Below are 20,271 nucleotides of genomic sequence, written 5' to 3'. Positions count from 1 at the left end.
TCAATGTCCGGGCGGACCGGGCGGACCGGCCAGGATCTGGTACATCCACACGAGGAAACCGTAGCCGCCGACCACGCCAACGGCGACAATCGGCCAGATTCCGAATGCGAGAATGAAGAAAGTCAGCAATTCCCTGCGCCGCGATGCGCCGGCTGCCTTCCATTCGCCACCTTGTTGTTCGGCCATGTCCTGCCTCTCCGGGGTTGGAACAGATGCTGCACGAGGCATTTCTCGAGGGTAACAAGCCGGTGCCGGCTCACATATCTGAGTTAAAGTACCCGCTAATTCTTGTACGCGCGGGCTTCGCCGGTGTTCCAACGCACGCGAAAAAAAGCGGGTTGAAGGCAAAACGTCGCGCCGGACACGGGAAACCGCGAGGCGTCCTGCCTGGAGAGGATCATCGGAAGGCGCGATTGCCGGGGGCGGTCGCAACCGGAAAGGTCCGATCCGGCGTGAGGATGATGGTGTCAGGGAAGGGCCCATGCACCGGAAACGTGCCTGAATCGGGCAGGATGGCCCTGGTGATCCCGGCAGGATTCGAACCTGCGACCCTCAGATTAGGAATCTGATGCTCTATCCTGCTGAGCTACGGGACCACTGGAGCATCTGATAGCAGACCGCGCGCGGTTTTCAAACGCCAGATTTGCACCAGAAGGCCGTGCGTGAAGGGGCGCTGCCGGCCGGCGGTCTACCCGCCCGTGCGGTTTCGCAAGCCCTCACTTGCCGGCGGGCGTCAACTCCTGTTCAGCCTCTTCGGTCGGCTGGCGGGTGAAGCCCGCCATGTCGGCCGTCTCCTCGAAATCGCGCTTGATGTGGACCGGGCTGACCGCGTAGGCCGTGAGCAGTTCGGCGAGCGACCGCAGGGCGTGCATGTGGATGCGCTCGTAGCCATGCGAGGCATCGACGCCAAATGTCAGGAGCGCGGTGCGCACATCATGGCCGGCCTCGATGGCGGAGGCCGAATCCGAACGGTAATAGCGGAAGATGTCCTTCTGGTAGCGTATGTCGTTCTCGACGCACAGTTCGGCCAGTTTCTTGGTCAGGTGATAGTCAAACGGCCCGGTCTGGTCCGCCATGCAGATCGTCACGCCGAACTCGCTGGAATTCTGGCCCGGCGCCGAGGTGCCATTGTCCACCGCGATCATCGAGGCCACATCGTGATTGACCACGGACGTGGCGCCCACACCCACTTCCTCGGCGATGGTGAACAGGAAATGGATGTCGACCGGCGTCACCACGTCCGCTTCCTGCATGGCTTTCAGCGCCGCCAGTTTCAGTGCCACGCCGGCCTTGTTGTCGAGATGGCGGGAGACGATGAACCCGTTGTCGAGAAATTCGGGCTGCGGATCGACCGCAACGATATCGCCGATCTCGATGCCGAGCCGCTCCAGTTCGACCACGCTGCGGGCAAGGGCATCGATGCGCAGTTCCACATATTGCCAGCCCACCGGCAGCGAATCGACCTCGTCGTTGAAGGTGTGACCGGACGCTTTCAGGGGCAGGATGGAGCCCCGGTAGCCGCCCTTTCGGGAATAGACGGTCACGCGGGCGCCTTCGGCAAAGCGGGCCGACCAGTGGCCGATCGGCACCAGTTCCAGCCGGCCATTGGCCTTCAGCGCCTTGACCTGCGCACCCAGTGTATCGACATGGGTGACGATGGCGCGCGCGCCCTCCGGGCGCTTGCCGGGGCGGATGGCGCGAATGGCGCCGCGCCGGGTCAGTTCCACATCGAGGCCGAGCGCCTTCAATTCGCGCGAGACATGGCGAACGACGGTGTCGGTGTAGCCGGTCGGGCTGGGTATCTCCAGCAGATCCTTCAGCGTGCGGGCGAGATATCCGGTGTCGATGGCGAGGCGGGTCATGTCAACGGTCCTGGACGGTCTGTACGACCTGCCGGGCGGATGCGGGCACCGAAAGCGGAAACAGCAGGTCAATGAACCGTTCGGCGGTTGGCTGGGGTTCGTGATTGGCAAGCCCCGGCCGCTCGTTGGCCTCGATAAAAGCATAGTCGGGCCCGGTTGGCGACCGCACCATGAGGTCAATTCCGGTCACGGGGATCGCGATGGCGCGCGCGGCCTTGACGGCTGCGTCCACCAGAACCGGATGAACAATGCCGGTGACGTCATGGATCGTGCCGCCGGTATGCAGGTTGGCGGTCTTGCGGACCTGGATTTCCCTGCCGTCCGGTGGCACGTCGTCCAGCGCGAAGCCGGCGCGGGCCAGCGCGCGATCCGTTTCGGCATCCAGCGGAATGCGCGATTCCCCGCCCGTGGCGGCGGCCCGGCGGCGGCTCTGCTTGTCGATCAGTTCCTTGACCGTGGAACGGCCGTCGCCGGTGATCATCGCCGGGCGCCGCACGGCCGCCGCCACGACGCGGTAATTGATGACGACGAGGCGCAGATCCTCGCCCTCGACACAGGCCTCGACGATGACATCGTCGGAAACCGTTCGCGCCGCGCCGACGGCATCGTCCACTTCGTCCATCGAGGACAGGCCGACCGAGACGCCACGCCCCTGTTCGCCGCGCGCCGGCTTGACCACCACTTCGCCGTGACGGGCAAGGAATTCCTCGACCTCGGCGCGGCTGGCGCTGGCGGACAACTGGTCGGGTACCACCACACCGGCCTTTTCCACGAAGCGGCGGGTCACGGTCTTGTCGTCGCAGATGGACATGGCCACCGCGCTGGTCAGTTCCGACAGGCTTTCACGGCAGTCGATGGTGCGCCCGCCATGGGTCAGGCGGAAAAACCCGCCGGCGGCGTCCAGCACCTGCACGTGAATGCCGCGGCGGCGCGCTTCCTTGACGATGATGCCGGCATAGGGATTGAGGTCGGCGTCGGTATCGGTGCCGGTGAACAGGGTCTCGTTGATCGGGTTCTTGCGCTTGACGGCGAAGAAATGCACCCGGTGAAAACCCAGCTTCTCATAGAGCTTGATGGCCTGCTCGTTGGAATGGATGACCGAGAGATCCATGAAGGCCGCGCCGCGTGCGGCGTAGTGCTCGGCAAGGCGGCGCACCAGGGTTTCGCCGACACCGGGATGACGGGCCTGCGGATCGACGGCCAGGCACCAGAGCGACGAGCCACGCTCGGGATCGTTGAAGGCGCGGTAGTGGTCCACGCCGGTCACCGTCCCCAGGATCTCGCCCGTGGCCTCGTCCTCGGCCACGAAATAGGTGATGGCGCGGGCATCGCGGCGCGACCAGAAAAACTCCGGCGGCACCGGCACCATGCCGCGCGCGGCGTAGATGCGGTTGATGGCGTCGGCGTCCGACTGGGACGTCAGGCGGCGCACAAAGAAGGTGCGCGAGACTTCGGTCGAGGGCCGGTATGTGGACAGGTCGAGGCGATAGGTATGCGAGGGGTCGAGGAACAGTTCCTGCGGGGCCTCGGCCAGGATCACGTGCGGATCACGGACATAGATGGCGATGTCGCGCCGGTCCGGCAGTTCCTCGCCCAGCGAGGCGACAAGTGCGCCGGCATCTGTAAAGGTCTGGCCGAAGACGAGCCGGCCCCAGCCGCAATTGAGCGCGAAATTCTCCTTCATCGGCTCCTGGCCGCCCTCATGGCTTTCGATGGGCGGCTTGAGACCCTGTTCGCGCAGGCGTTTGAGCCGGTGCTGTCCAGCCTGCCCGCGTGTCCGGCCCTTCTGTCCCTGCGACCTGCTCACAGTGCGTGCTCCTGAAGCCACATTTCCAGAAGTGCCGCCTGCCACAGTTCCGAGCCGCGCAGCGGCGTGATATGCGCCGCCGGATCGGCAAACAGCCGGTCCAGCCATTCCTGCCGGAACAGGCCGCGCTCGCGCGCCGGCCGCGCCGACAGCGTGTCGCGCACCATGTCGAGATAGGGGCCGGCGATGTATTTGAGCTGGGGAACCGGGAAATAGCCCTTCTTGCGGTCGATCACCTCATGCGGCACCACAAGGCGTGCGGCATCCTTCAGCACGCCCTTGCCGCCATCGTTGAGCTTGAACTCGGGCGGTATGGTGGCCGCCAGTTCCGCCAGTTCGTGGTCGAGGAAGGGCACGCGCGCCTCCAGCCCCCAGGCCATGGTCATGTTGTCGACGCGCTTGACCGGGTCGTCCACCAGCATGACCTGGCTGTCCAGGCGCAGCGCCCTGTCCACCGGGTCCTCCGCGCCGTCGGCCATCAGATGGGCGGCAACGAGATCGCGGCTGACATCGCTGTCGGCGATCCATTCGTCGGCAAGCTGGGTCTTCAGTGTCTCGTGGTCGCGGTCGAAGAAGACGCGGGCATAGTCGGAGACGACATCGTTGGAGGATTGCAGCGGGGATACCAATGATAACCGGCGAAGATCTCGTCGGCGCCCTGTCCTGACTGCACCACCTTGATGTGTTTCGATACCTCGCGGCTGAGCAGGTAAAAGCCGATATTGTCGTAGGAGACCATGGGCTCCGACATGGCCCCAATGGCGCCGGGCAGATGCGTCATGAGGTCCGAGGAGGGCACGAAGATCTTGTGGTGATCGGTGCCGAAGCGCTCGGCGATCAGGTCGGAATAGACGAACTCATCGCCCTTTTCGCCATTGGCTTCCTCGAAGCCGATGGAGAATGTCATCAGGTCGCGCTGGCCTTCCTCTGCCAGCAGGCCGGTGATGATGGAGGAATCGACGCCGCCGGACAGCAGCACGCCGACCGGCACGTCGGCGACCATGCGCCGGCGCACCGCCACGCGCAGGGCGTCGAGCACGCGGTCGCGCCAGTCCTCGCGCGTCAGGCCCTTGTCCCCGGCGCGGCGGGCATGCGGCGGGTTCCAGTAGCGCTCTTCCTTGAAATTGCCGGTGGCATCATAGATGCGCATGGTGGCCGGCGGCAGCTTGCGCACACCCTTGAGAATGGTGCGCGGCGGCGGCACGACGGCATGGAAGGTCATGTAGGTGTGCAGCGCCTCGCGGTCGATGCCGGTATCGACATCGCCACCCTTGACCAGTGCCGGCAGGCTGGAGGCGAACCGGATCGCGCCGGGCATTTCGGCAAGATAGAGCGGTTTGATGCCGAAGCGGTCGCGCGCCATGACGGTGCGCCCGGTGTCGCGCTCGGCGATGACAAAGGCGAACATGCCATGGAAGCGCTGCACGCATTCGGCGCCCCAGGCATGCCAGGCCTTGAGGATCACTTCCGTGTCGCCATGGGAGAAGAAGCGGTAGCCCTTGCCTTCCAGTTCGGCGCGCAGTTCCGGATAATTGTAGATGCAGCCGTTGAAGGCGATGGTCAGGCCCAGTTCGGAATCGACCATGGGCTGGGCGGCGCGTTCGGACAGGTCGATGATCTTCAGCCGGCGATGGCCGAAACAAAACCGTCCTTGCTGGACAATCCCGCATCCGTCGGGCCCGCGCGGCGCAAGGGATTCAGTTATTCGAGAGACGGCTTCAGAATTGGCGAATCTTTCATCGAAACGAACTTCCCCGGCTATTCCACACATGTCGGGATGCGATCTCCTGTCTTGTTCTTGCTTGCAGAGAAGTATTTCTCCGATTCTGGGCTTTTTCTTGTTAGCAAGCGATTGCTGCAGCGCAAACTCATAGGGCAGGGCAGCCCGAAAGGCAAACCCTGCCGCTCATAAACGCATCGGCAGCGCTCCGGTTCCCGCCAAACCACGGAAAAAGACGGGGGTCAGCCTTTTGCCGCCAGCACCGTCTCGGCCAGTTTCACCCAATAGGTGATGCCGTGGGCGATCGTCTCGTCGTTGAAGTCGTATTCGGGATGGTGAAGGCCCGCGGTGTCGCCATTGCCGATATACATGAAGCAGCCGGGGCGGGCCTGAAGCATGAAGGCGAAGTCCTCGCCACCCAATGTCGGCGGAACGTCGTCGCGTACCTGCGTGTCGCCGGCAAAGCCACGCGCCACGGATGCGGCGAGCGCGGTTTCGGCGTCATGGTTCACGGTCACCGGATAGCTGGTGACATAGGCGATCTCGGCCGTCGCGCCGTGTGCTTGTGCAAGGCCGGATACCAGTGCCTTCAGGCGGTGTTCCGCAAGGTCGCCCAGTTCGGGCCTGAGGGCGCGCACGGTGCCGGCGATGGTCGCGGTCTGAGGGATCACGTTGTAGGCGTCGCCGGCATGGAATTGCGTGACGGAGACGACGAGGGATTCCACCGGATCGGCATTGCGCGCGGCGATGGATTGCAGCGCGGAGACGATCTGCGCGCCGGCGACGATGGGGTCGACCGTCTCATCGGGATGGGCGGCATGGCCGCCGCGCCCGGTGATGGTGATGTCGAACTCGGCGGTCGAGGCCATGATCGGACCGGGCCGCGTGGCGAAATGGCCAACGGGAACGCCTGGCACATTGTGCAGGCCATAGACGCTGGCGATACCGAAGCGCTCCATGATGCCTTCCTTCACCATGACCTCGCCGCCGCCGCCGTTTTCCTCGGCCGGCTGGAAGATGAGCGCCACGGTGCCTGCAAAATTGCGCGTTTCCGCGAGGTGTTTGGCTGCGCCGAGCAACATGGCCGAATGGCCATCATGGCCGCAGGCATGCATGCGTCCGAGGTTTTGCGAGGCATGGGGCAGGCCGGTGGCCTCGCGAATGGGCAGGGCGTCCATGTCGGCGCGAAGCGCGACGGTCGGGCCTTCGCCGAGGTTGCCGCGGATCAGCGCCACCATGCCCGTCCTGGCGATGCCGGTGTGCAATTCGTCCACGCCGATCTCGCGCAGCCGCGCGGCGATGAAGCCGGCGGTTTCCGGCAGGTCGAATTCCAGTTCGGGAATGGTGTGCAGGTGGCGGCGCCATCCGGCGGCCTCACGGGCGATCTCGGCGGCGCGATTGAGAACGGGCATTTTGGATTTCCTCCTTGGACGTGACGATTGATCACGCCGGTCACGGGATCGTCAATGTTTGGCGCTTTGATTTCACGCCACGGATCGGATACCACGAGATCATGCGATCCGAATGACGCCGATCCCCGCTGCCGAGCCGAAGAAACCGACCCATCATGCCCCTTCGCCTGATCCGATTCGCTGTTGCCACGCTTGCCATCCTGCTGCTTGCGCCCGCCATGGCGCTGGCGCAGAACCCTTACGTTGTGGCCGATGTGGCCAGCGGAGCGGTGCTGGCGCACAACAAGGCGTTCAAGCGATGGTATCCGGCCTCCGTGACCAAGGTCATGACGGCGCGGCTGGCCTTCAAGGCGGTGCGTTCGGGCGATCTGTCGATGAAAAGCCCGGTGCAGATGACAAAACGGGCGGCAAAGGAGCCGCCGAGCAAGATGGGCTATCCCGTCGGCACCGTGCTGACGCTGGATAACGCGCTGAAGATCATTCTGGTCAAGTCGGCCAATGACGTGGCCATGGCTATTGGCGAGGCGGTGGCCGGTTCCGAGATGGAATTCGTCGCCATGATGAACGAGGAGGCGCGCGCGCTCGGCATGAGTGACACGCGCTTCGCCAATCCGAACGGCCTGCCCGATGGCAAGCAATACACCACGGCGCGCGACCTGGCCCTGCTGGCTGTTGCGACCCGGCGCGATTTTCCCGAATTTGCCGGGTTCTTTGCCCTTGAAGGCATCGAGGCGGGCGGCAAGCTGATCCCGAACTACAATATCCTGCTTGGCCGGTTTGCCGGCGCCGACGGCATGAAGACCGGCTATGTCTGTGCCTCCGGTTTCAACCTTGCCGCCTCGGCCACGCGGGGCGGACGAACGATCGTCGCGGTGGTTCTCGGGGCGCTGACCCAGGAGGACCGGGCCGATCTGGCGGCCGATCTGCTGGCGCAGGGCTTTGCCACCGATCCCGCCGGCAAGCCGACGCTGGCGAACCTCCAGCCCTATGGCGAGGATCGCGAACGCGTTGCCGATATCCGCGGATCCATCTGTACGCAGAAGGCCCAGCAGGCGCGCTATGACGGGCGCGACTTCGACGGCAAGCTGGTCTACCGCTCGTCGCATCTGGGGCCGATGAACCGGGAGCCGGTGGCGGTTGCCGTGGCGCCGGGCGGAGCGACTGGACCGGCGGCAGCCAATACCGTGTTCGCTGACGTGCCCGTGCCGACACCGCGCCCGGGCGATGCGCCGGCGATGGCGTTTGCAAGGCAGGGCAGCGCGCCGGGCGAGGCCGAGGAGCCGGCGCGGCCGGCCGTGACCTCGCAATTGCGCGGTGTCCCCGCACCCGGCATACCGGTTCCGACGCCGCGCCCCTCCATCTGACGAGAGACCCGATGCCCGACCAGATTCCCGTCACCGTCGTCACCGGCTTCCTCGGCTCGGGCAAGACGACGCTTCTCAACCGCCTGCTGAAGGATCCGGCGCTCAAAGACACCGCCGTGATCGTGAACGAGTTCGGCGAAGTGGGCATCGACCACCTGCTGGTCGAGCAATCCGCCGATGGCGTGATCGAACTGTCGGACGGCTGCCTTTGCTGCACGGTGCGATCCGACCTGGTGCTGACACTGGCCGATCTCGTCGACCGGGTGCAATCGGGCAGGATCGCTTCCCTCAGGCGCATCGTCATCGAGACGACCGGGCTTGCCGATCCGGCGCCGGTGCTGCAGGCGGTGATCGGCCATCCGGCCCTGCAATGGATGCTGCGGCTGGACGGCGTCGTGACCACAGTCGATGCCGTCAACGGCATGCGCACGCTGGACAATCACATGGAAGCGGTGAAACAGGCGGCGGTGGCCGAGCGGATCGTGCTGACGAAGACCGATCTGGCCGGGCCGGATGCCGTGCCCGCGCTGACGGCGCGGCTTGCGGGGCTCAATCCCCATGCCGCCATTCTCGACGGGCAAGCGGAACCATCCGTTGCCGCGCTGATGGAGTGCGGCGCCTGGAATCCCGAGACCAAGAGCGCGGATGTGCGCAAATGGCTGGCGGCGGAAACGGATGGCGGGCATTCGCACGCCCATCATCACGATCACCACCATGAAGGCGGCGATCACGGCGGGCATCACCATCATCATCACGACGTGAACCGGCATGACGCGCGCATCCGGTCCTTCTCGATCATCCATGACAGGCCGGTCGACAAGCTGGCGGTCGCCATGTTCATGGACCTGCTGGCCTCCGCCCACGGCGAGAAGCTGTTGCGCATGAAAGGCATCGTGGAACTGAAGGACGATCCGGAGCGCCCGCTCGTCATTCACGGCGTTCAGTCGGTCATGCATCCGCCGGTGCGGCTCGACGCGTGGCCGGAAGGGCCGCGCGGAACGCGCATCGTGCTCATCACGCAGGATCTGGGCGAGGATTTCGTGCGGCGCATGTTTGCCGCTTTCACCGACACGCCGGCGGTCGACACACCGGATCGTCAGGCGGTGACGGACAATCCGCTGGCCGTGCCGGGCTTCAGGGGCTAGGCGGCGGCCCGGGTCTTACCCGCGTTCGACAAGAAAACGGTGCCCACCGGCGGCCGTTGCGGTCTCGATGAGGCGGTGGCCGTTTTCCTGGCAGAAGGCGGGTATGTCGATTACGGCCAGGGGGTCGGTCGTTTCCAGCCAGAGCCGGCTTCCCGGTGCCATGGCCGACAGCCGCTTGCGCGCTTTCAGGACCGGAAGCGGGCAGTTCAGCCCGCGCAGATCGTAGATTTCGGGCTCAGAAGACATTCCACCAGCGCCTTTTCCGTGGCGCGGCCGCTTCGGCGGACTGGTCGGGGCGGGCATCGGGAACCGGGGCTGCATCCGGCTGCGCCTGCACTGCCGCGGGCACGGCTGCGGCTGGTGCCGCCGTTGCGTCCTCGACCTCTTCGGGCTTGGGCTCGGGTGCGGGCGCAGGCGCGCGTCGCGGATCTTCCAGGGAAGGCGGTGTGCGCGAGACCTTCTCGCCACGGGCGCGGCGCTTCGACCAGTCGGCGACAAGGCGCGCTTCCCTGATGCCGTCGATGGAGGGGCTGAGCGGACGCGATGCAGCGGCATCGCCGTTCGAGAGCAGGGCGGAGAATGCCTCCTCGTGGTCGCGCTTGAGCGCGTCATAGGCCATGCGCAGGCTTTCAGGTTGCGACATGGCAGGACAGGCCGCGTTCGCACCACGGAAGGACTGGCCTTCGGCCGGCGTCTGGTTGAAGACGTAGCGGCCCTCGCAGACATCCACCTTGGGCGGCACCTTCGTCAGCTCGAAATGGTCGTAGCCCTCCTTGAGCATGCGCCAGAAGCCGATATTCGGATCGTTCGTGTAGCGGGCCATGTTGGCCGGTGTCATGCGGAAGGGAAATGCCTGGACCTGGAACGCGCGCTGGCCACCGCGAAAGGCATCGCGCCCGAAAGCGAAAATCTCCGAAACCTGCTCGTCCGTCATGGAGTAGCAGCCGGACGACGAACAGGCGCCATGCACCATGAGATGCTTGCCGGTGCGTCCGTGCGCCCGGTCATAGGCGTTGGGATAGCCCAGGTTGAAAGCCAGGAAGTAGCTGGACTTCGGGTTCATCTGGTGCGGCCGGATGGTGTAGAACCCTTCCGGCGCCTGCCGGTCGCCCTCGATATATTTGGGGCCGAGCTGGCCGGACCATTTGCAGATGTCATAGCTCGTCACGAGGTCGTAACGGCCCGTATCCTTCTGCTTCCAGACCTCCAGCTTGCCCTCTTCCTTGAAGATGCGGACCATGATGGGCGAGGACTTGCTCATCCCCTTGGCCTTCATGACCCGGACAATGCTGTCGGGAAGCGGGCGTTCTGCCTTGGCGGCGCTGTCAAGCGCATCGTTGCAGCCGGCCAGGGCCAGCGCCGCGGCCAGAACCAATCCCGTGAGTAGCCTTTTCGTCATGGCTTGACCAACCGGTATCCTCATAGATGAACGAAGCAGGCGGCAACCGCCGCCTCAGCCCGACGTATAAGCGTTAACCATTGAAAAACCATTACCGCAAGCGTTCGCCGGCGCGATCACGCAAGCGTCATTGGACTTCGGTCTTGGCAAATTTGTGGCAAGGCGCGGCGCGCTGTTCGCGCGCCGGCGTTCAGCCTAGAGAGAGCGGCCGATGGCAAGGAACTTCTCGCGCCGCGCGCGGCGCAGATCGAGTCCCTCGGCGGAAAGCTCTTCGAGCGCGCTGCCGATCTGCCGGCCGGCTGCCTCGATCACGCTGGCCCGGTTGCGATGGGCGCCGCCCACCTTTTCGGCAATGATGCCGTCGATGATCTTGAGATCGAGCAGGTCCTGCGCTGTGATCTTCATGCCGGTCGCCGCATCGCGGGCGCGCGTCGAATCATGCCACAGGATGGAGGCCGCGCCCTCCGGCGAGATCACCGAATAGATGGAATGTTCCAGCATGTAGACGCGGTTGGCGGTGGCGATGGCAATCGCGCCGCCCGATCCGCCCTCGCCGATGACCACCGAAATGACCGGGACGGTGAGGTTGAGGCATTTCTCGGTGGAACGGGCGATGGCCTCGGCCTGGCCGCGTTCCTCCGCACCGATGCCGGGATAGGCGCCGGCCGTGTCGACGAGGGTGATGACCGGCAGGCGGAACCGCTCCGCCATGTCCATCAGGCGAACGGCCTTGCGGTAGCCCTCGGGGCGCGCCATGCCAAAATTGTGCTTCAGGCGGCTTTGCGTGTCGGCGCCCTTTTCCTGTCCGATCACGCAGACCGCGCGGCCGTCAAAGCGGGCAAGGCCGCCGATGACGGCGTGATCCTCGGCAAAATTGCGGTCCCCGGCCAGCGGCGTGAACTCGGTGAAAAGAGCCTCGACATAGTCCTTGCAATGCGGGCGGTCGGGATGGCGGGCGACCTGCGCCTTCTGCCACGGGGTCAGCGCCTTGTAGACGTCGCGCAGCGCTTCCTGGGAGCGGTTTTCGAGGCGCTTGATTTCCTCGCCCACATCCACGGCCTCGCCGCTTTCCATCAATGCCTTGAGTTCAAGGATCTTGCCTTCGAGGTCGGCAACGGGTTTTTCGAAATCGAGATAATTGTACATGCGCCCCTGATCCCGCGTCTTGCGGCCTGGTCATGGCAAATGGGTGCGGCACGCATCAGCGCAGGGCCGCGTTCCTGCCTCTTCAGGCCCCTCACATAGCGATCACGGCGTCAATCGGCAAGCGGGTGGTGCGTGCGGACCAGTTCGGCAAGGCGCTCTTCGAGGACATGGGTATAGATCTGTGTGGTGGAAATATCGGCGTGACCCAGCAATTGCTGCACGGCGCGCAGATCGGCGCCGTTCTGCAGCAGATGACTGGCAAAGGCATGGCGCAGGACATGGGGCGAGACGGCGGCCGGCTTGAGCCCGGCGCGCGCGGCCAGTGCCTTCAGTTCGCGCGCGAATACCTGCCGGGGCAGGTGGCCGCTCCGGGCGCCCGGCGAGGGGAAGAGATGACGCGAGCCGGACAGTGCATCGTCGCTGTCGCGCGCCGCCAGCCAGGCTGCCATGGCCGCCCGTGCCTTTGGCGACAGCGGTACCATGCGATCCTTGCCACCCTTGCCGCGCACGATGAAGAAGCGTTCGTCGCGCCGGGCAACGGCGACCGGCAGGGCGACCAGTTCGGAGACGCGCAGGCCGGTGGCGTAGAGCACCTCGATGAGGGCATGCAGCCGCATTGCCGCGGGGTCTGCGCCGCGTGCTTCGTGCGCGGCAAGGTCGAGAAGGCGCGTTACCTCGGCCTGCGAAAGCACCTTGGGCAGGGGGCGGGCCTTTTTCGGTGAATCGATCACGCCGGTGGGATCGTCGGATCGCACGCCTTCGCCATAAAGAAAGGCAAAGAACTGGCGCAGCGACGAAAGCCGTCGCGCCTGCGTGGTCACGGCAAAGCCGCTTGCCGCCAGGCCGGCAAGATGGGCCGACAGGTCGTCAGCCGTCGCCCCTGCCAGACCGCCCGGCACATCGGCGGCAGCCTCTTCGAGGTCGCGGCGATAGGCGGCCAGCGTGTTGTCCGCCGCGCCGCGTTCGGCGGCCATCATTTCCAGAAATGCCTCGATCAGCGCAGCCGACGTGCTCATTCGTCCAGTTTCAGCCGGTCGGGCGGTATGCGCTGCTGCATCTCGCCCTTGTTGGGCTTGACCAGTGTCGCGAGCGCAAACATGCCGCCATAGGCAAGCCCGGCAAGAATCCCGATTGTCACCAGAAACCGGAACAGTGTTGGCATCGCGCCGCCCCTCGACCTTTGTTCATTCGTGTCCGCCTGACCCGTTATGGGACGCCCCGCCCGGCATTGCAAGCGCGTGGCGGGCGGGCTGCGCATGTGCGGACGCTTGACCTCGACGCGCTTTTCATGTCGAAACGCGCCAGCTACACCAAAGGCAGGCAATTGCTGCATGACCACGCAAGAGGCCAGACCCGAAACCGACATCAAGGCGCTGCTCGGCGGGCGGTCGATCGTGTTCGTCGGGCTCATGGGCGCGGGCAAGACCGCCGTCGGACGCCGGGTGGCCCAGCTTGCCGGCCTGCCCTTTATCGACAGCGATCACGAGATCGAACACGTCTCGCGGATGACGATCCCGGAACTGTTCGAGGCTTATGGCGAGCCGGAATTCCGCTCGCTGGAGAGCCGCGTGATCCAGCGCATCATCGAGAACGGGCCGCAGGTTCTTTCCACCGGCGGCGGCGCCTTCATGAACGCGCAGACGCGCGAGGCCATCGCCGCCAACGGTGTTTCCGTATGGCTGAAGGCCGATCTCGACCTGCTGATGGAGCGGGTCAGCCGCAAGCAGAACCGCCCGCTGCTGAAAGACCCGGATCCGCGCGGCGTGCTGCGGCGGCTGATGGACGTGCGCCATCCGGTCTATGCGCTGGCCGACCTGGTGGTCGAGTCGCGCGATGTCAGCAAGGAAGACATGGCCATGCAGGTGGTGGCGGCGCTGCATGACCACCTGAGCAATGGCGCAACCGAAAACGGAGCCGGACCGGCATGAGCCAAGACATCAGCGAAACCTCGGCCACGGTCACTGTCGGGCTGGGCGAGCGGGCCTATGACATCCTGATCGGATCGGGCCTCATCGAGGCGGCGGGGCTGGAGATCGCCACGCGCCTGCCGGGCAGCCGCGTGGCCGTCATCACCGATGAAACGGTGGCGGGAATTCATCTCGACAGGCTGAAGAACAGCCTGGGCGAGGCCGGAATCGCCCATGAAAGCCTTGTGCTTCCGGCCGGCGAGAAGACCAAGAGCTTTCCCTATTTCGAAAAGGCGGTCGACTTCGTGCTGGCCGGCCGGTTCGAGCGCGGCGATGCGGTGGTGGCGCTGGGCGGTGGCGTGATCGGCGACCTGACGGGCTTTGTCGCCGGCGTGATCCGGCGCGGGATGCAGTTCGTGCAGATTCCCACCACCCTGCTTTCGCAAGTGGACAGTTCGGTCGGCGGCAAGACCGGAATCAATTCCGATCACGGCAAGAATCTCATCGGCGTCTTTCACCAGCCGCGTCTCGTGCTGGCCGACACGGATGTGCTGGACACGCTTTCGCCGCGCGAATTCCGTGCCGGCTATGCGGAAGTGGCCAAATACGGCCTGATCGACCGGCCCGAATTCTTTGCCTGGCTGGAGGCCAACTGGCATGACGTCTTCGCCGGCGGGCCGGCGCGCACCCATGCCATCGCCACATCCTGCCAGTGCAAGGCGGATGTGGTGGCGCGTGACGAACGCGAGAGCGGGGACCGGGCGCTGCTCAATCTCGGCCACACGTTCGGCCACGCGCTGGAGGCGGCCACACGCTATGACAGCGCGCGGCTGGTGCATGGCGAGGGCGTGGCCATCGGCATGGCGCTGGCGCACCGCTTTTCCGCGCGGCTCAACCAGGCGAGCCCGGATGACGCGGCGCGGGTGGAAGCGCATCTGAAGGCTGTGGGCCTGCCGACGCGGTTGCAGGACGTGCCTGGCGGCCTGCCTTCCGCGGAGCAACTCCTTTCCTATATTGCGCAGGACAAGAAGGTCAGCCGGGGAAGCCTGACCTTCATCCTGACGCGCGGCATCGGCCAGTCCTACATTGCCAGGGACGTGCCGCCGTCGGAGGTTCTGGCCTTCCTGCAGGAGCAAATGGCTTCATGACGACGGAACTCTGGATCATTCTCGGCGCGATCTTCTTCCTGATCCTGCTGTCAGCCACGTTTTCGGGCTCGGAAACGGCATTGACGGCCGTTTCGCGGGCGCGCATGCACTCGATGGAAAATGCCGGAAACAGGCGCGCCGGCACGGTCGGCGCCCTGATCGAGCGGCGCGACCGGATGATCGGCGCATTGCTGATCGGCAACAACCTGGTCAACATTCTGGCGTCGTCGCTGGCGACGTCGGCCTTCCTCACCCTGTTCGGCGATGCGGGCGTGGCCTATGCCACGCTGGCCATGACCGTGCTGCTGGTGATTTTTGCCGAAGTGCTGCCCAAGAGCTGGGCGATCTCAAGCCCTGACCGCTTCTCGATGGCGATTGCGCCGGTGATGCGCGTTTATGTCGCGGTCATCGGCCCGCTATCAAGCGGGGTGAACTGGATCGTCCGCCATGTGCTGGCGGTGTTCGGGGTGCGGCTGGACGAGGGGCAGTCGATGCTCAGCGCGCATGAGGAACTGCGCGGCACGATGGAGGTGCTGCACCGCGAAGGCGCCTTCGTGAAGCAGGATCGCGACCGGCTGGGCGGGCTTCTCGACCTGATCGACCTGGAAGTGTCCGACGTGATGATCCATCGCACCGGCATGCGCATGGTCAATGCCGGCGATCCGCCCGAGAAGGTGGTGCGCGAAGTGCTGGAGTCGCCGCATACGCGCCTGCCGGTCTGGCATGGCAGTACCGACAATATCGTCGGTGTCATACACGCCAAGAGCCTGTTGCGTGCCCTGCATGACGTGGACAACGAACCTGCGCGCATCGATATCACCAAGGTGGCGGTCAAGCCGTGGTTCGTGCCCGACACGACGACGCTGCATGACCAGCTCAACGCCTTCCTGCGGCGCAAGGCCCATATCGCCATCGTCGTCGACGAATATGGCGAGGTGGAAGGGCTGGTGACCCTTGAGGATATCCTCGAGGAAATCGTCGGCGAAATCGCCGACGAGCACGACGTGGAGATGCAGGGCGTGAAGCCGGAGGCCGACGGGTCGGTCGTCGTCGACGGCGCGGTGCCGATCCGCGACCTGAACAGGGCGCTGGACTGGAACCTGCCGGATGACGAGGCGACGACGATTGCCGGGCTGGTCATCCATGAAACGAAGCTGATCCCGGAGGAGAAGCAGGCCTTCACCTTCCATGGCATGCGCTTTGTCGTGCTCAAGCGCGAGAAGAACCGGATCACCAAGCTGCGCATCCGGCCGGTGGAGCCGGCGGGCAAGGGGTGAGGCGGTCCGGCCGGTCCGCCTTCAGCGCCGCGCCGGTTCGCCGGGTGCGCGCGCCTCGACCGCCAGCGCATGCACCGTGGCAGCCAGTTCGTCCGCAAGGACGGCGTTGACGGCGCGGTGGCGGTCCAGCCGGCTCATGCCGGCAAAGGCTGAAGCGGCGATGCGGATGCGGTAATGGGTCTCGCCTTCGCCGGAAAAGCGTTCATCGTCCGGACGGCCGGTCTGATGGTGGCCGGCATGCAGGCGGCTTTCATTGAGGACTTCCAGATGGTCCGGCGAAAATGCCTCGGTCAGCTTGTTCCTGATCCTTTCATCCATGGACATGATGGCGTGCCTTTCCCATATTCTGCGCAGTCGCGGGGTGAATCGGCCCTTTGACAGAGATAATTCCCGTCTTGTCAATTCTTGTATCCCCTGCCGAAGCGCCCATAATCATGCGTTCGCAACGAAGCGCCCGCAACAGAGCAACCGCAACAGCCGCACGATGAAGCCCTATTCGAAATATTTCGAGCGTATCCGGGTTCGGCCGGACCCGCAGGCCGAGGCCAAGGCCGCCGCGCCCTCGTGCCAGTGGGATGGCTGCGAGGCAGCCGGCACGCACCGCGCGCCGGTGGGTCGCATGGCGGAAGGCGAGTATTTCCACTTCTGCGTCGATCATGTGCGCCAATACAACAAGGGTTACAATTATTTCTCCGGGCTGTCGGATTCGGAAGTGGCGCGCTACCAGAAGGAAGCGCTGACCGGCCACCGCCCGACATGGAAGCTGGGAACCAACAGCCAGACCTGGACTTCCAGCGACGCGCGCTCCGGCTCTGCGGCCTCGCGGTCGCGGCTGCGCGATCCGCACGGCCTGTTCGGACAGAATGCAAACCGCCCCGACATGACCCGGCAGCGGCGGCTCAAACCGCTGGAGGCCAAGGCCTTCGAAACCCTGGGGCTGGATGCCAAGGCCACCGGAAAGGACATCAAGACACGCTACAAGGAGCTGGTGAAGCAGCATCACCCGGACGCCAATGGCGGCGACCGCGGCTCCGAGGAGCGCTTCCGCAACGTCATTCAGGCTTACCGATTGCTCAAGCAAGCCGGTTTCTGCTAAGCCGCACTGAACCGTATATTTGACCGGCGGGCAAACCGGAGAAATCCGGCTTGCACGTCGTTGGAGGCATGATGAACAAGGTCGATCGCGACATCGCCAATCTCCCCGACACGACCGTGCCGGTGAAGGAAACATTCGGCTTCGATTCCGGGATGGTCGTACCGGCCTTCTCCGCGCCGGACCCCAATGTGCCGGATGTCGATCCGGACTATCTCTTCGACAAGCAGACCACGCTGGCCATCCTGGCAGGCTTTGCCTACAACCGCCGCGTCATGGTTTCCGGCTATCACGGCACCGGCAAGTCGACCCATATCGAGCAGGTCGCCGCACGACTCAACTGGCCCTGCGTACGCGTCAACCTCGACAGCCATGTCAGCCGTATCGACCTGGTCGGCAAGGACGCCATCGTCATCAAGGAAGGCAAGCAGGTCACGGAATTCCGTGACGGCATCCTGCCCTGGGCCTATCAGCACAACGTGGCGCTGGTCTTCGACGAATACGATGCCGGGCGCCCGGACGTGATGTTCGTCATCCAGCGCGTGCTGGAATCGTCCGGCCGCTTGACGCTGCTCGACCAGAGCCGCGTGATTCGCCCGCATCCGGCTTTCCGCCTTTTTGCCACCGCCAACACGATCGGCCTGGGCGATACGACCGGCCTCTATCACGGCACCCAGCAGATCAACCAGGCGCAGATGGACCGCTGGTCCATCGTCACGACGCTGAACTACCTGCCGCATGACAAGGAGGTGGAGATCGTGCTTGCCAAGGCGCATCACTACCGCAACGAGCAGGGCCGCGACATCGTGGACCGGATGGTGCGGCTGGCCGGAATGACGCGCGCCGCCTTCATCAATGGCGACCTGTCGACCGTCATGAGCCCGCGCACGGTCATCACCTGGGCCGAAAACGCCGACATCTTCAAGGATGTGGGCATGGCGCTGCGCCTGACCTTCCTCAACAAGTGCGACGAACTGGAACGGCCCATCGTGGCCGAGTTCTATCAGCGCTGCTTCAATGCCGAACTGCCCGAGAGCGCGGCCAACATCACGCTGAGCTGAGCGCGGCATCGTCATGGCGGGACCAGGAGACAACCAGCGCGCGCGCAAACAGCAGCAGGCCGAGAGCGAGGCTTTCCGCCGTTCGATCACGGCGACGGTGCGCGCGCTTGCCGGTGACAACGAGCTGGAAGTCTCCTTTTCCAAGGACAAGCCGTCGCTGACAGGCAAGGCGGCACGCCTGCCCGACCTGCCCAAGCGCCCAAGCGCGGCGGATGTCGCCATCACGCGCGGCACGGGCGATTCCATGGCGCTGCGCAAGGCCTGCCACGACGGACGCATCCACATGCGCATGGCGCCGGACGGACGGCAGGCGCGCGCCATCTATGACGCCGTGGAGCAGGCGCGCTGCGAGGCCATCGGCTCCAACCGCATGTCGGGGGTGGCCGCCAATATCGCAACCATGCTGGAGGACAAGTACCAGCGTTCGAACCTGGCCGCGGTCACCTCGCGTGAGGAGGCGCCGCTGGAGGAAGCGGTCGCCATGATGGTGCGTGAACGGCTGACCGGTCAGCCGGTGCCGCCCTCCGCCGAAAATCTCGTCGACCTCTGGCGCGACTGGATCGAAAGCAAGGCCGGCGGCAATCTCGACGATCTTCTTGCCAGGCTCGACGACCAGCAGGCTTTCGCCCGTGCCGTGCGTGACATGCTCGTCAGCATGAACATGTCGGACGAATACCAGGACGAGGACCAGCAGGAAGAAAGCGAGGAGAGCGAGGAACAGGAGCAGGAGCCGCAGGACCAGGGCGAGGACGGCCAGGAGGAAAGCGACGGCAGCGAGCCTTCGCAATCTGAAGAGGAACAGGCCTCGGACGAGGAACAGCAGGCCGGCGAGATGGAAAGCGCGGACGCGACGGCCGACGATTTCGCCGAGGACGACAACGAGGCCGAGACGCCCGGCGAAGCGCAGCGCAAGGACGACCCCTTCACGCAGATGACCGCCGAACTCGACTACAAGGTCTTCACGACCGAGTTCGACGAGATGGTGGGCGCCGATGAATTGTGCGACGCGGAGGAACTGGAACGGCTGCGCGCCTATCTCGACAAGCAATTGTCCAACCTGCAAGGCGTGGTCGGGCGGCTGGCCAACCGGCTGCAACGCCGCCTGATGGCGCAGCAGAACCGGTCGTGGGATTTCGACCTCGAAGAGGGGTATCTCGACCCGGCGCGGCTGCCGCGTGTCGTCATCGACGAGATGAAGGGCACATTCGCCTCGCTGTCCTTCAAGCGCGAGCGCGACACCAATTTCCGCGACACGGTGGTGACGCTGGTGCTCGACAATTCCGGCTCGATGCGCGGCCGGCCGATCACGGTGGCTGCGACCTGTGCCGATATCCTGGCCCGCACGCTGGAGCGGTGCGGCGTCTCGGTGGAAATTCTCGGTTTCACGACACGGGCGTGGAAGGGCGGACAATCGCGGGAAAAATGGCTCAAGGACGGCAAGCCGGCCAATCCGGGGCGCCTCAACGACCTGCGCCACATCGTCTACAAGTCCGCCGATTCGCCCTGGCGGCGGGCGCGCAACAATCTCGGCCTGATGATGCGCGAGGGCCTGCTGAAGGAAAACATCGACGGCGAGGCGCTGCTCTGGGCGCACAAGCGCCTGCTCGGGCGGCCCGAACAGCGCAAGATCCTGATGATGATCTCGGATGGCGCGCCGGTGGACGATTCCACGCTTTCGGTCAATCCTGGCAATTACCTGGAAAAGCACCTGCGGGCCGTGATCGACCTGATCGAGACCAGGTCGCCGGTGGAACTGCTGGCCATCGGCATCGGGCATGATGTGACGCGCTACTATCGCCGCGCGGTAACCATCGTCGATGCGGAGGAACTGGCGGGGGCGATGACGGAGCAGCTTGCCGCGCTGTTCGAGGAACAGGGCGGGCGTGAGCGTGGCCGCGGTGGCGGCCGAGGCATGCGCCGGGCGGGATGA

18 protein-coding genes, 1 tRNA gene and 1 pseudogene are annotated in these 20,271 nt (G+C 65.0%); 8 read left to right on the top strand and 12 right to left on the bottom strand.

Annotated features, from left to right (window positions below; genetic code table 11):
- From napE to R3D65_RS05015, 6 genes and pseudogenes are all read right to left on the bottom strand, one after another.
- Positions 1-186, bottom strand: coding sequence for a periplasmic nitrate reductase, NapE protein (napE, locus tag R3D65_RS05040; RefSeq protein WP_371274137.1), 186 nt, complete (start codon positions 184-186; stop codon positions 1-3).
- 333 nt (positions 187-519) lie between these two features.
- Positions 520-596 (bottom strand) — tRNA-Arg (locus R3D65_RS05035).
- Between the two features lie 120 nt (positions 597-716).
- The gene (locus R3D65_RS05030; RefSeq protein WP_371274136.1) at positions 717-1,862 is read right to left on the bottom strand and encodes an osmoprotectant NAGGN system M42 family peptidase; all 1,146 of its coding nucleotides are present in this window, start codon (positions 1,860-1,862) and stop codon (positions 717-719) included.
- 1 nt (position 1,863) lies between these two features.
- A complete protein-coding gene (ngg, locus tag R3D65_RS05025; RefSeq protein WP_371274135.1) occupies positions 1,864-3,669 on the bottom strand; it encodes an N-acetylglutaminylglutamine synthetase in 1,806 nt (601 codons plus the stop codon).
- Positions 3,666-5,440, bottom strand: a pseudogene (locus R3D65_RS05020) (N-acetylglutaminylglutamine amidotransferase). Before R3D65_RS05020 ends, ngg begins: the two are co-directional and overlap by 4 nt.
- Before the next feature lie 191 nt (positions 5,441-5,631).
- Positions 5,632-6,801 carry a M20 aminoacylase family protein gene (locus R3D65_RS05015; protein ID WP_371274134.1) on the bottom strand — a complete coding sequence of 390 codons (1,170 nt, stop codon included), beginning with the start codon at positions 6,799-6,801 and terminating at the stop codon, positions 5,632-5,634.
- Between the two features lie 155 nt (positions 6,802-6,956).
- Here R3D65_RS05015 and R3D65_RS05010 point away from each other — a divergent pair, with 155 nt between their 5' ends.
- Together R3D65_RS05010 and R3D65_RS05005 are read left to right on the top strand one after the other, a co-directional pair.
- Complete coding sequence (locus tag R3D65_RS05010) at positions 6,957-8,165, top strand: serine hydrolase (RefSeq protein WP_371274133.1); 1,209 nt, start codon at positions 6,957-6,959, stop codon at positions 8,163-8,165.
- Positions 8,166-8,176: 11 nt separating this feature from the next.
- Positions 8,177-9,310 (top strand): GTP-binding protein, encoded by a 1,134-nt coding sequence (locus tag R3D65_RS05005; protein WP_371274132.1) that lies wholly within the window; start codon positions 8,177-8,179, stop codon positions 9,308-9,310.
- Positions 9,311-9,325: 15 nt separating this feature from the next.
- Here R3D65_RS05005 and R3D65_RS05000 read toward each other — a convergent pair whose 3' ends face one another.
- The 5 genes from R3D65_RS05000 to R3D65_RS04980 all read right to left on the bottom strand — a co-directional run bounded on the left by R3D65_RS05000 (position 9,326) and on the right by R3D65_RS04980 (position 13,017).
- A complete protein-coding gene (locus R3D65_RS05000) occupies positions 9,326-9,556 on the bottom strand; it encodes a sulfurtransferase TusA family protein (RefSeq protein ID WP_371274131.1) in 231 nt (76 codons plus the stop codon).
- Positions 9,546-10,709 carry a hypothetical protein gene (locus R3D65_RS04995; protein WP_371274130.1) on the bottom strand — a complete coding sequence of 388 codons (1,164 nt, stop codon included), beginning with the start codon at positions 10,707-10,709 and terminating at the stop codon, positions 9,546-9,548. The genes R3D65_RS05000 and R3D65_RS04995 overlap by 11 nt, the downstream gene beginning before the upstream one ends.
- 195 nt (positions 10,710-10,904) lie before the next feature.
- Positions 10,905-11,855 carry an acetyl-CoA carboxylase carboxyltransferase subunit alpha gene (locus R3D65_RS04990; RefSeq protein ID WP_371274129.1) on the bottom strand — a complete coding sequence of 317 codons (951 nt, stop codon included), beginning with the start codon at positions 11,853-11,855 and terminating at the stop codon, positions 10,905-10,907.
- 110 nt (positions 11,856-11,965) lie between these two features.
- Complete coding sequence (locus tag R3D65_RS04985) at positions 11,966-12,871, bottom strand: site-specific tyrosine recombinase XerD (RefSeq protein ID WP_371274128.1); 906 nt, start codon at positions 12,869-12,871, stop codon at positions 11,966-11,968.
- Entirely contained in the window at positions 12,868-13,017 is a 150-nt protein-coding gene (locus R3D65_RS04980; RefSeq protein WP_371274127.1) for a histidine kinase, read from the bottom strand. The genes R3D65_RS04985 and R3D65_RS04980 overlap by 4 nt, the downstream gene beginning before the upstream one ends.
- A gap of 169 nt (positions 13,018-13,186) precedes the next feature.
- Between R3D65_RS04980 and R3D65_RS04975 the strand changes: the two genes are divergently transcribed.
- The 3 genes from R3D65_RS04975 to R3D65_RS04965 are packed head-to-tail and all read left to right on the top strand — an operon-like array spanning position 13,187 to position 16,187.
- On the top strand, positions 13,187-13,783 hold the full coding sequence (locus tag R3D65_RS04975) for a shikimate kinase (protein WP_371274126.1): 597 nt from the start codon (positions 13,187-13,189) through the stop codon (positions 13,781-13,783).
- Positions 13,780-14,910: a 3-dehydroquinate synthase gene (gene aroB / locus R3D65_RS04970; protein ID WP_371274125.1), complete on the top strand. Its 1,131-nt coding sequence runs from the start codon at positions 13,780-13,782 to the stop codon at positions 14,908-14,910. Before R3D65_RS04975 ends, aroB begins: the two co-directional genes overlap by 4 nt.
- Complete coding sequence (locus R3D65_RS04965; RefSeq protein ID WP_371274124.1) at positions 14,907-16,187, top strand: HlyC/CorC family transporter; 1,281 nt, start codon at positions 14,907-14,909, stop codon at positions 16,185-16,187. The genes aroB and R3D65_RS04965 overlap by 4 nt, the downstream gene beginning before the upstream one ends.
- A 21-nt stretch (positions 16,188-16,208) precedes the next feature.
- Here the strand turns inward: R3D65_RS04965 and R3D65_RS04960 are convergent, their stop codons facing one another.
- Positions 16,209-16,511 carry a BolA family protein gene (locus R3D65_RS04960; RefSeq protein WP_371274123.1) on the bottom strand — a complete coding sequence of 101 codons (303 nt, stop codon included), beginning with the start codon at positions 16,509-16,511 and terminating at the stop codon, positions 16,209-16,211.
- A gap of 160 nt (positions 16,512-16,671) precedes the next feature.
- Here R3D65_RS04960 and R3D65_RS04955 point away from each other — a divergent pair, with 160 nt between their 5' ends.
- From R3D65_RS04955 to cobT, 3 genes are all read left to right on the top strand, one after another.
- Positions 16,672-17,283 (top strand): J domain-containing protein, encoded by a 612-nt coding sequence (locus R3D65_RS04955; protein WP_371274122.1) that lies wholly within the window; start codon positions 16,672-16,674, stop codon positions 17,281-17,283.
- A gap of 71 nt (positions 17,284-17,354) precedes the next feature.
- Positions 17,355-18,341 carry a cobaltochelatase subunit CobS gene (gene cobS / locus R3D65_RS04950; RefSeq protein ID WP_371274121.1) on the top strand — a complete coding sequence of 329 codons (987 nt, stop codon included), beginning with the start codon at positions 17,355-17,357 and terminating at the stop codon, positions 18,339-18,341.
- A gap of 13 nt (positions 18,342-18,354) precedes the next feature.
- On the top strand, positions 18,355-20,271 hold the full coding sequence (gene cobT, locus R3D65_RS04945; protein WP_371274120.1) for a cobaltochelatase subunit CobT: 1,917 nt from the start codon (positions 18,355-18,357) through the stop codon (positions 20,269-20,271).

The organism is Zhengella sp. (assembly GCF_041397485.1).
Classification (GTDB): Bacteria; Pseudomonadota; Alphaproteobacteria; order Rhizobiales; family Rhizobiaceae; genus Zhengella.
Note: the sequence above shows the minus strand (reverse complement) of the source record. Positions and strands in the feature narration are given on the sequence as shown.

Coding starts and splice junctions, on each gene's coding strand:
- napE (WP_371274137.1), bottom strand. CDS start 186: ATGGCCGAACAACAAGGTGGCGAATGGAAGGCAGCCGGCGCATCGCGG.
- R3D65_RS05030 (WP_371274136.1), bottom strand. CDS start 1,862: ATGACCCGCCTCGCCATCGACACCGGATATCTCGCCCGCACGCTGAAG.
- R3D65_RS05015 (WP_371274134.1), bottom strand. CDS start 6,801: ATGCCCGTTCTCAATCGCGCCGCCGAGATCGCCCGTGAGGCCGCCGGA.
- R3D65_RS05010 (WP_371274133.1), top strand. CDS start 6,957: ATGCCCCTTCGCCTGATCCGATTCGCTGTTGCCACGCTTGCCATCCTG.
- R3D65_RS05005 (WP_371274132.1), top strand. CDS start 8,177: ATGCCCGACCAGATTCCCGTCACCGTCGTCACCGGCTTCCTCGGCTCG.
- R3D65_RS05000 (WP_371274131.1), bottom strand. CDS start 9,556: ATGTCTTCTGAGCCCGAAATCTACGATCTGCGCGGGCTGAACTGCCCG.
- R3D65_RS04995 (WP_371274130.1), bottom strand. CDS start 10,709: ATGACGAAAAGGCTACTCACGGGATTGGTTCTGGCCGCGGCGCTGGCC.
- R3D65_RS04990 (WP_371274129.1), bottom strand. CDS start 11,855: ATGTACAATTATCTCGATTTCGAAAAACCCGTTGCCGACCTCGAAGGC.
- R3D65_RS04985 (WP_371274128.1), bottom strand. CDS start 12,871: ATGAGCACGTCGGCTGCGCTGATCGAGGCATTTCTGGAAATGATGGCC.
- R3D65_RS04980 (WP_371274127.1), bottom strand. CDS start 13,017: ATGCCAACACTGTTCCGGTTTCTGGTGACAATCGGGATTCTTGCCGGG.
- R3D65_RS04975 (WP_371274126.1), top strand. CDS start 13,187: ATGACCACGCAAGAGGCCAGACCCGAAACCGACATCAAGGCGCTGCTC.
- aroB (WP_371274125.1), top strand. CDS start 13,780: ATGAGCCAAGACATCAGCGAAACCTCGGCCACGGTCACTGTCGGGCTG.
- R3D65_RS04965 (WP_371274124.1), top strand. CDS start 14,907: ATGACGACGGAACTCTGGATCATTCTCGGCGCGATCTTCTTCCTGATC.
- R3D65_RS04960 (WP_371274123.1), bottom strand. CDS start 16,511: ATGTCCATGGATGAAAGGATCAGGAACAAGCTGACCGAGGCATTTTCG.
- R3D65_RS04955 (WP_371274122.1), top strand. CDS start 16,672: ATGAAGCCCTATTCGAAATATTTCGAGCGTATCCGGGTTCGGCCGGAC.
- cobS (WP_371274121.1), top strand. CDS start 17,355: ATGAACAAGGTCGATCGCGACATCGCCAATCTCCCCGACACGACCGTG.
- cobT (WP_371274120.1), top strand. CDS start 18,355: ATGGCGGGACCAGGAGACAACCAGCGCGCGCGCAAACAGCAGCAGGCC.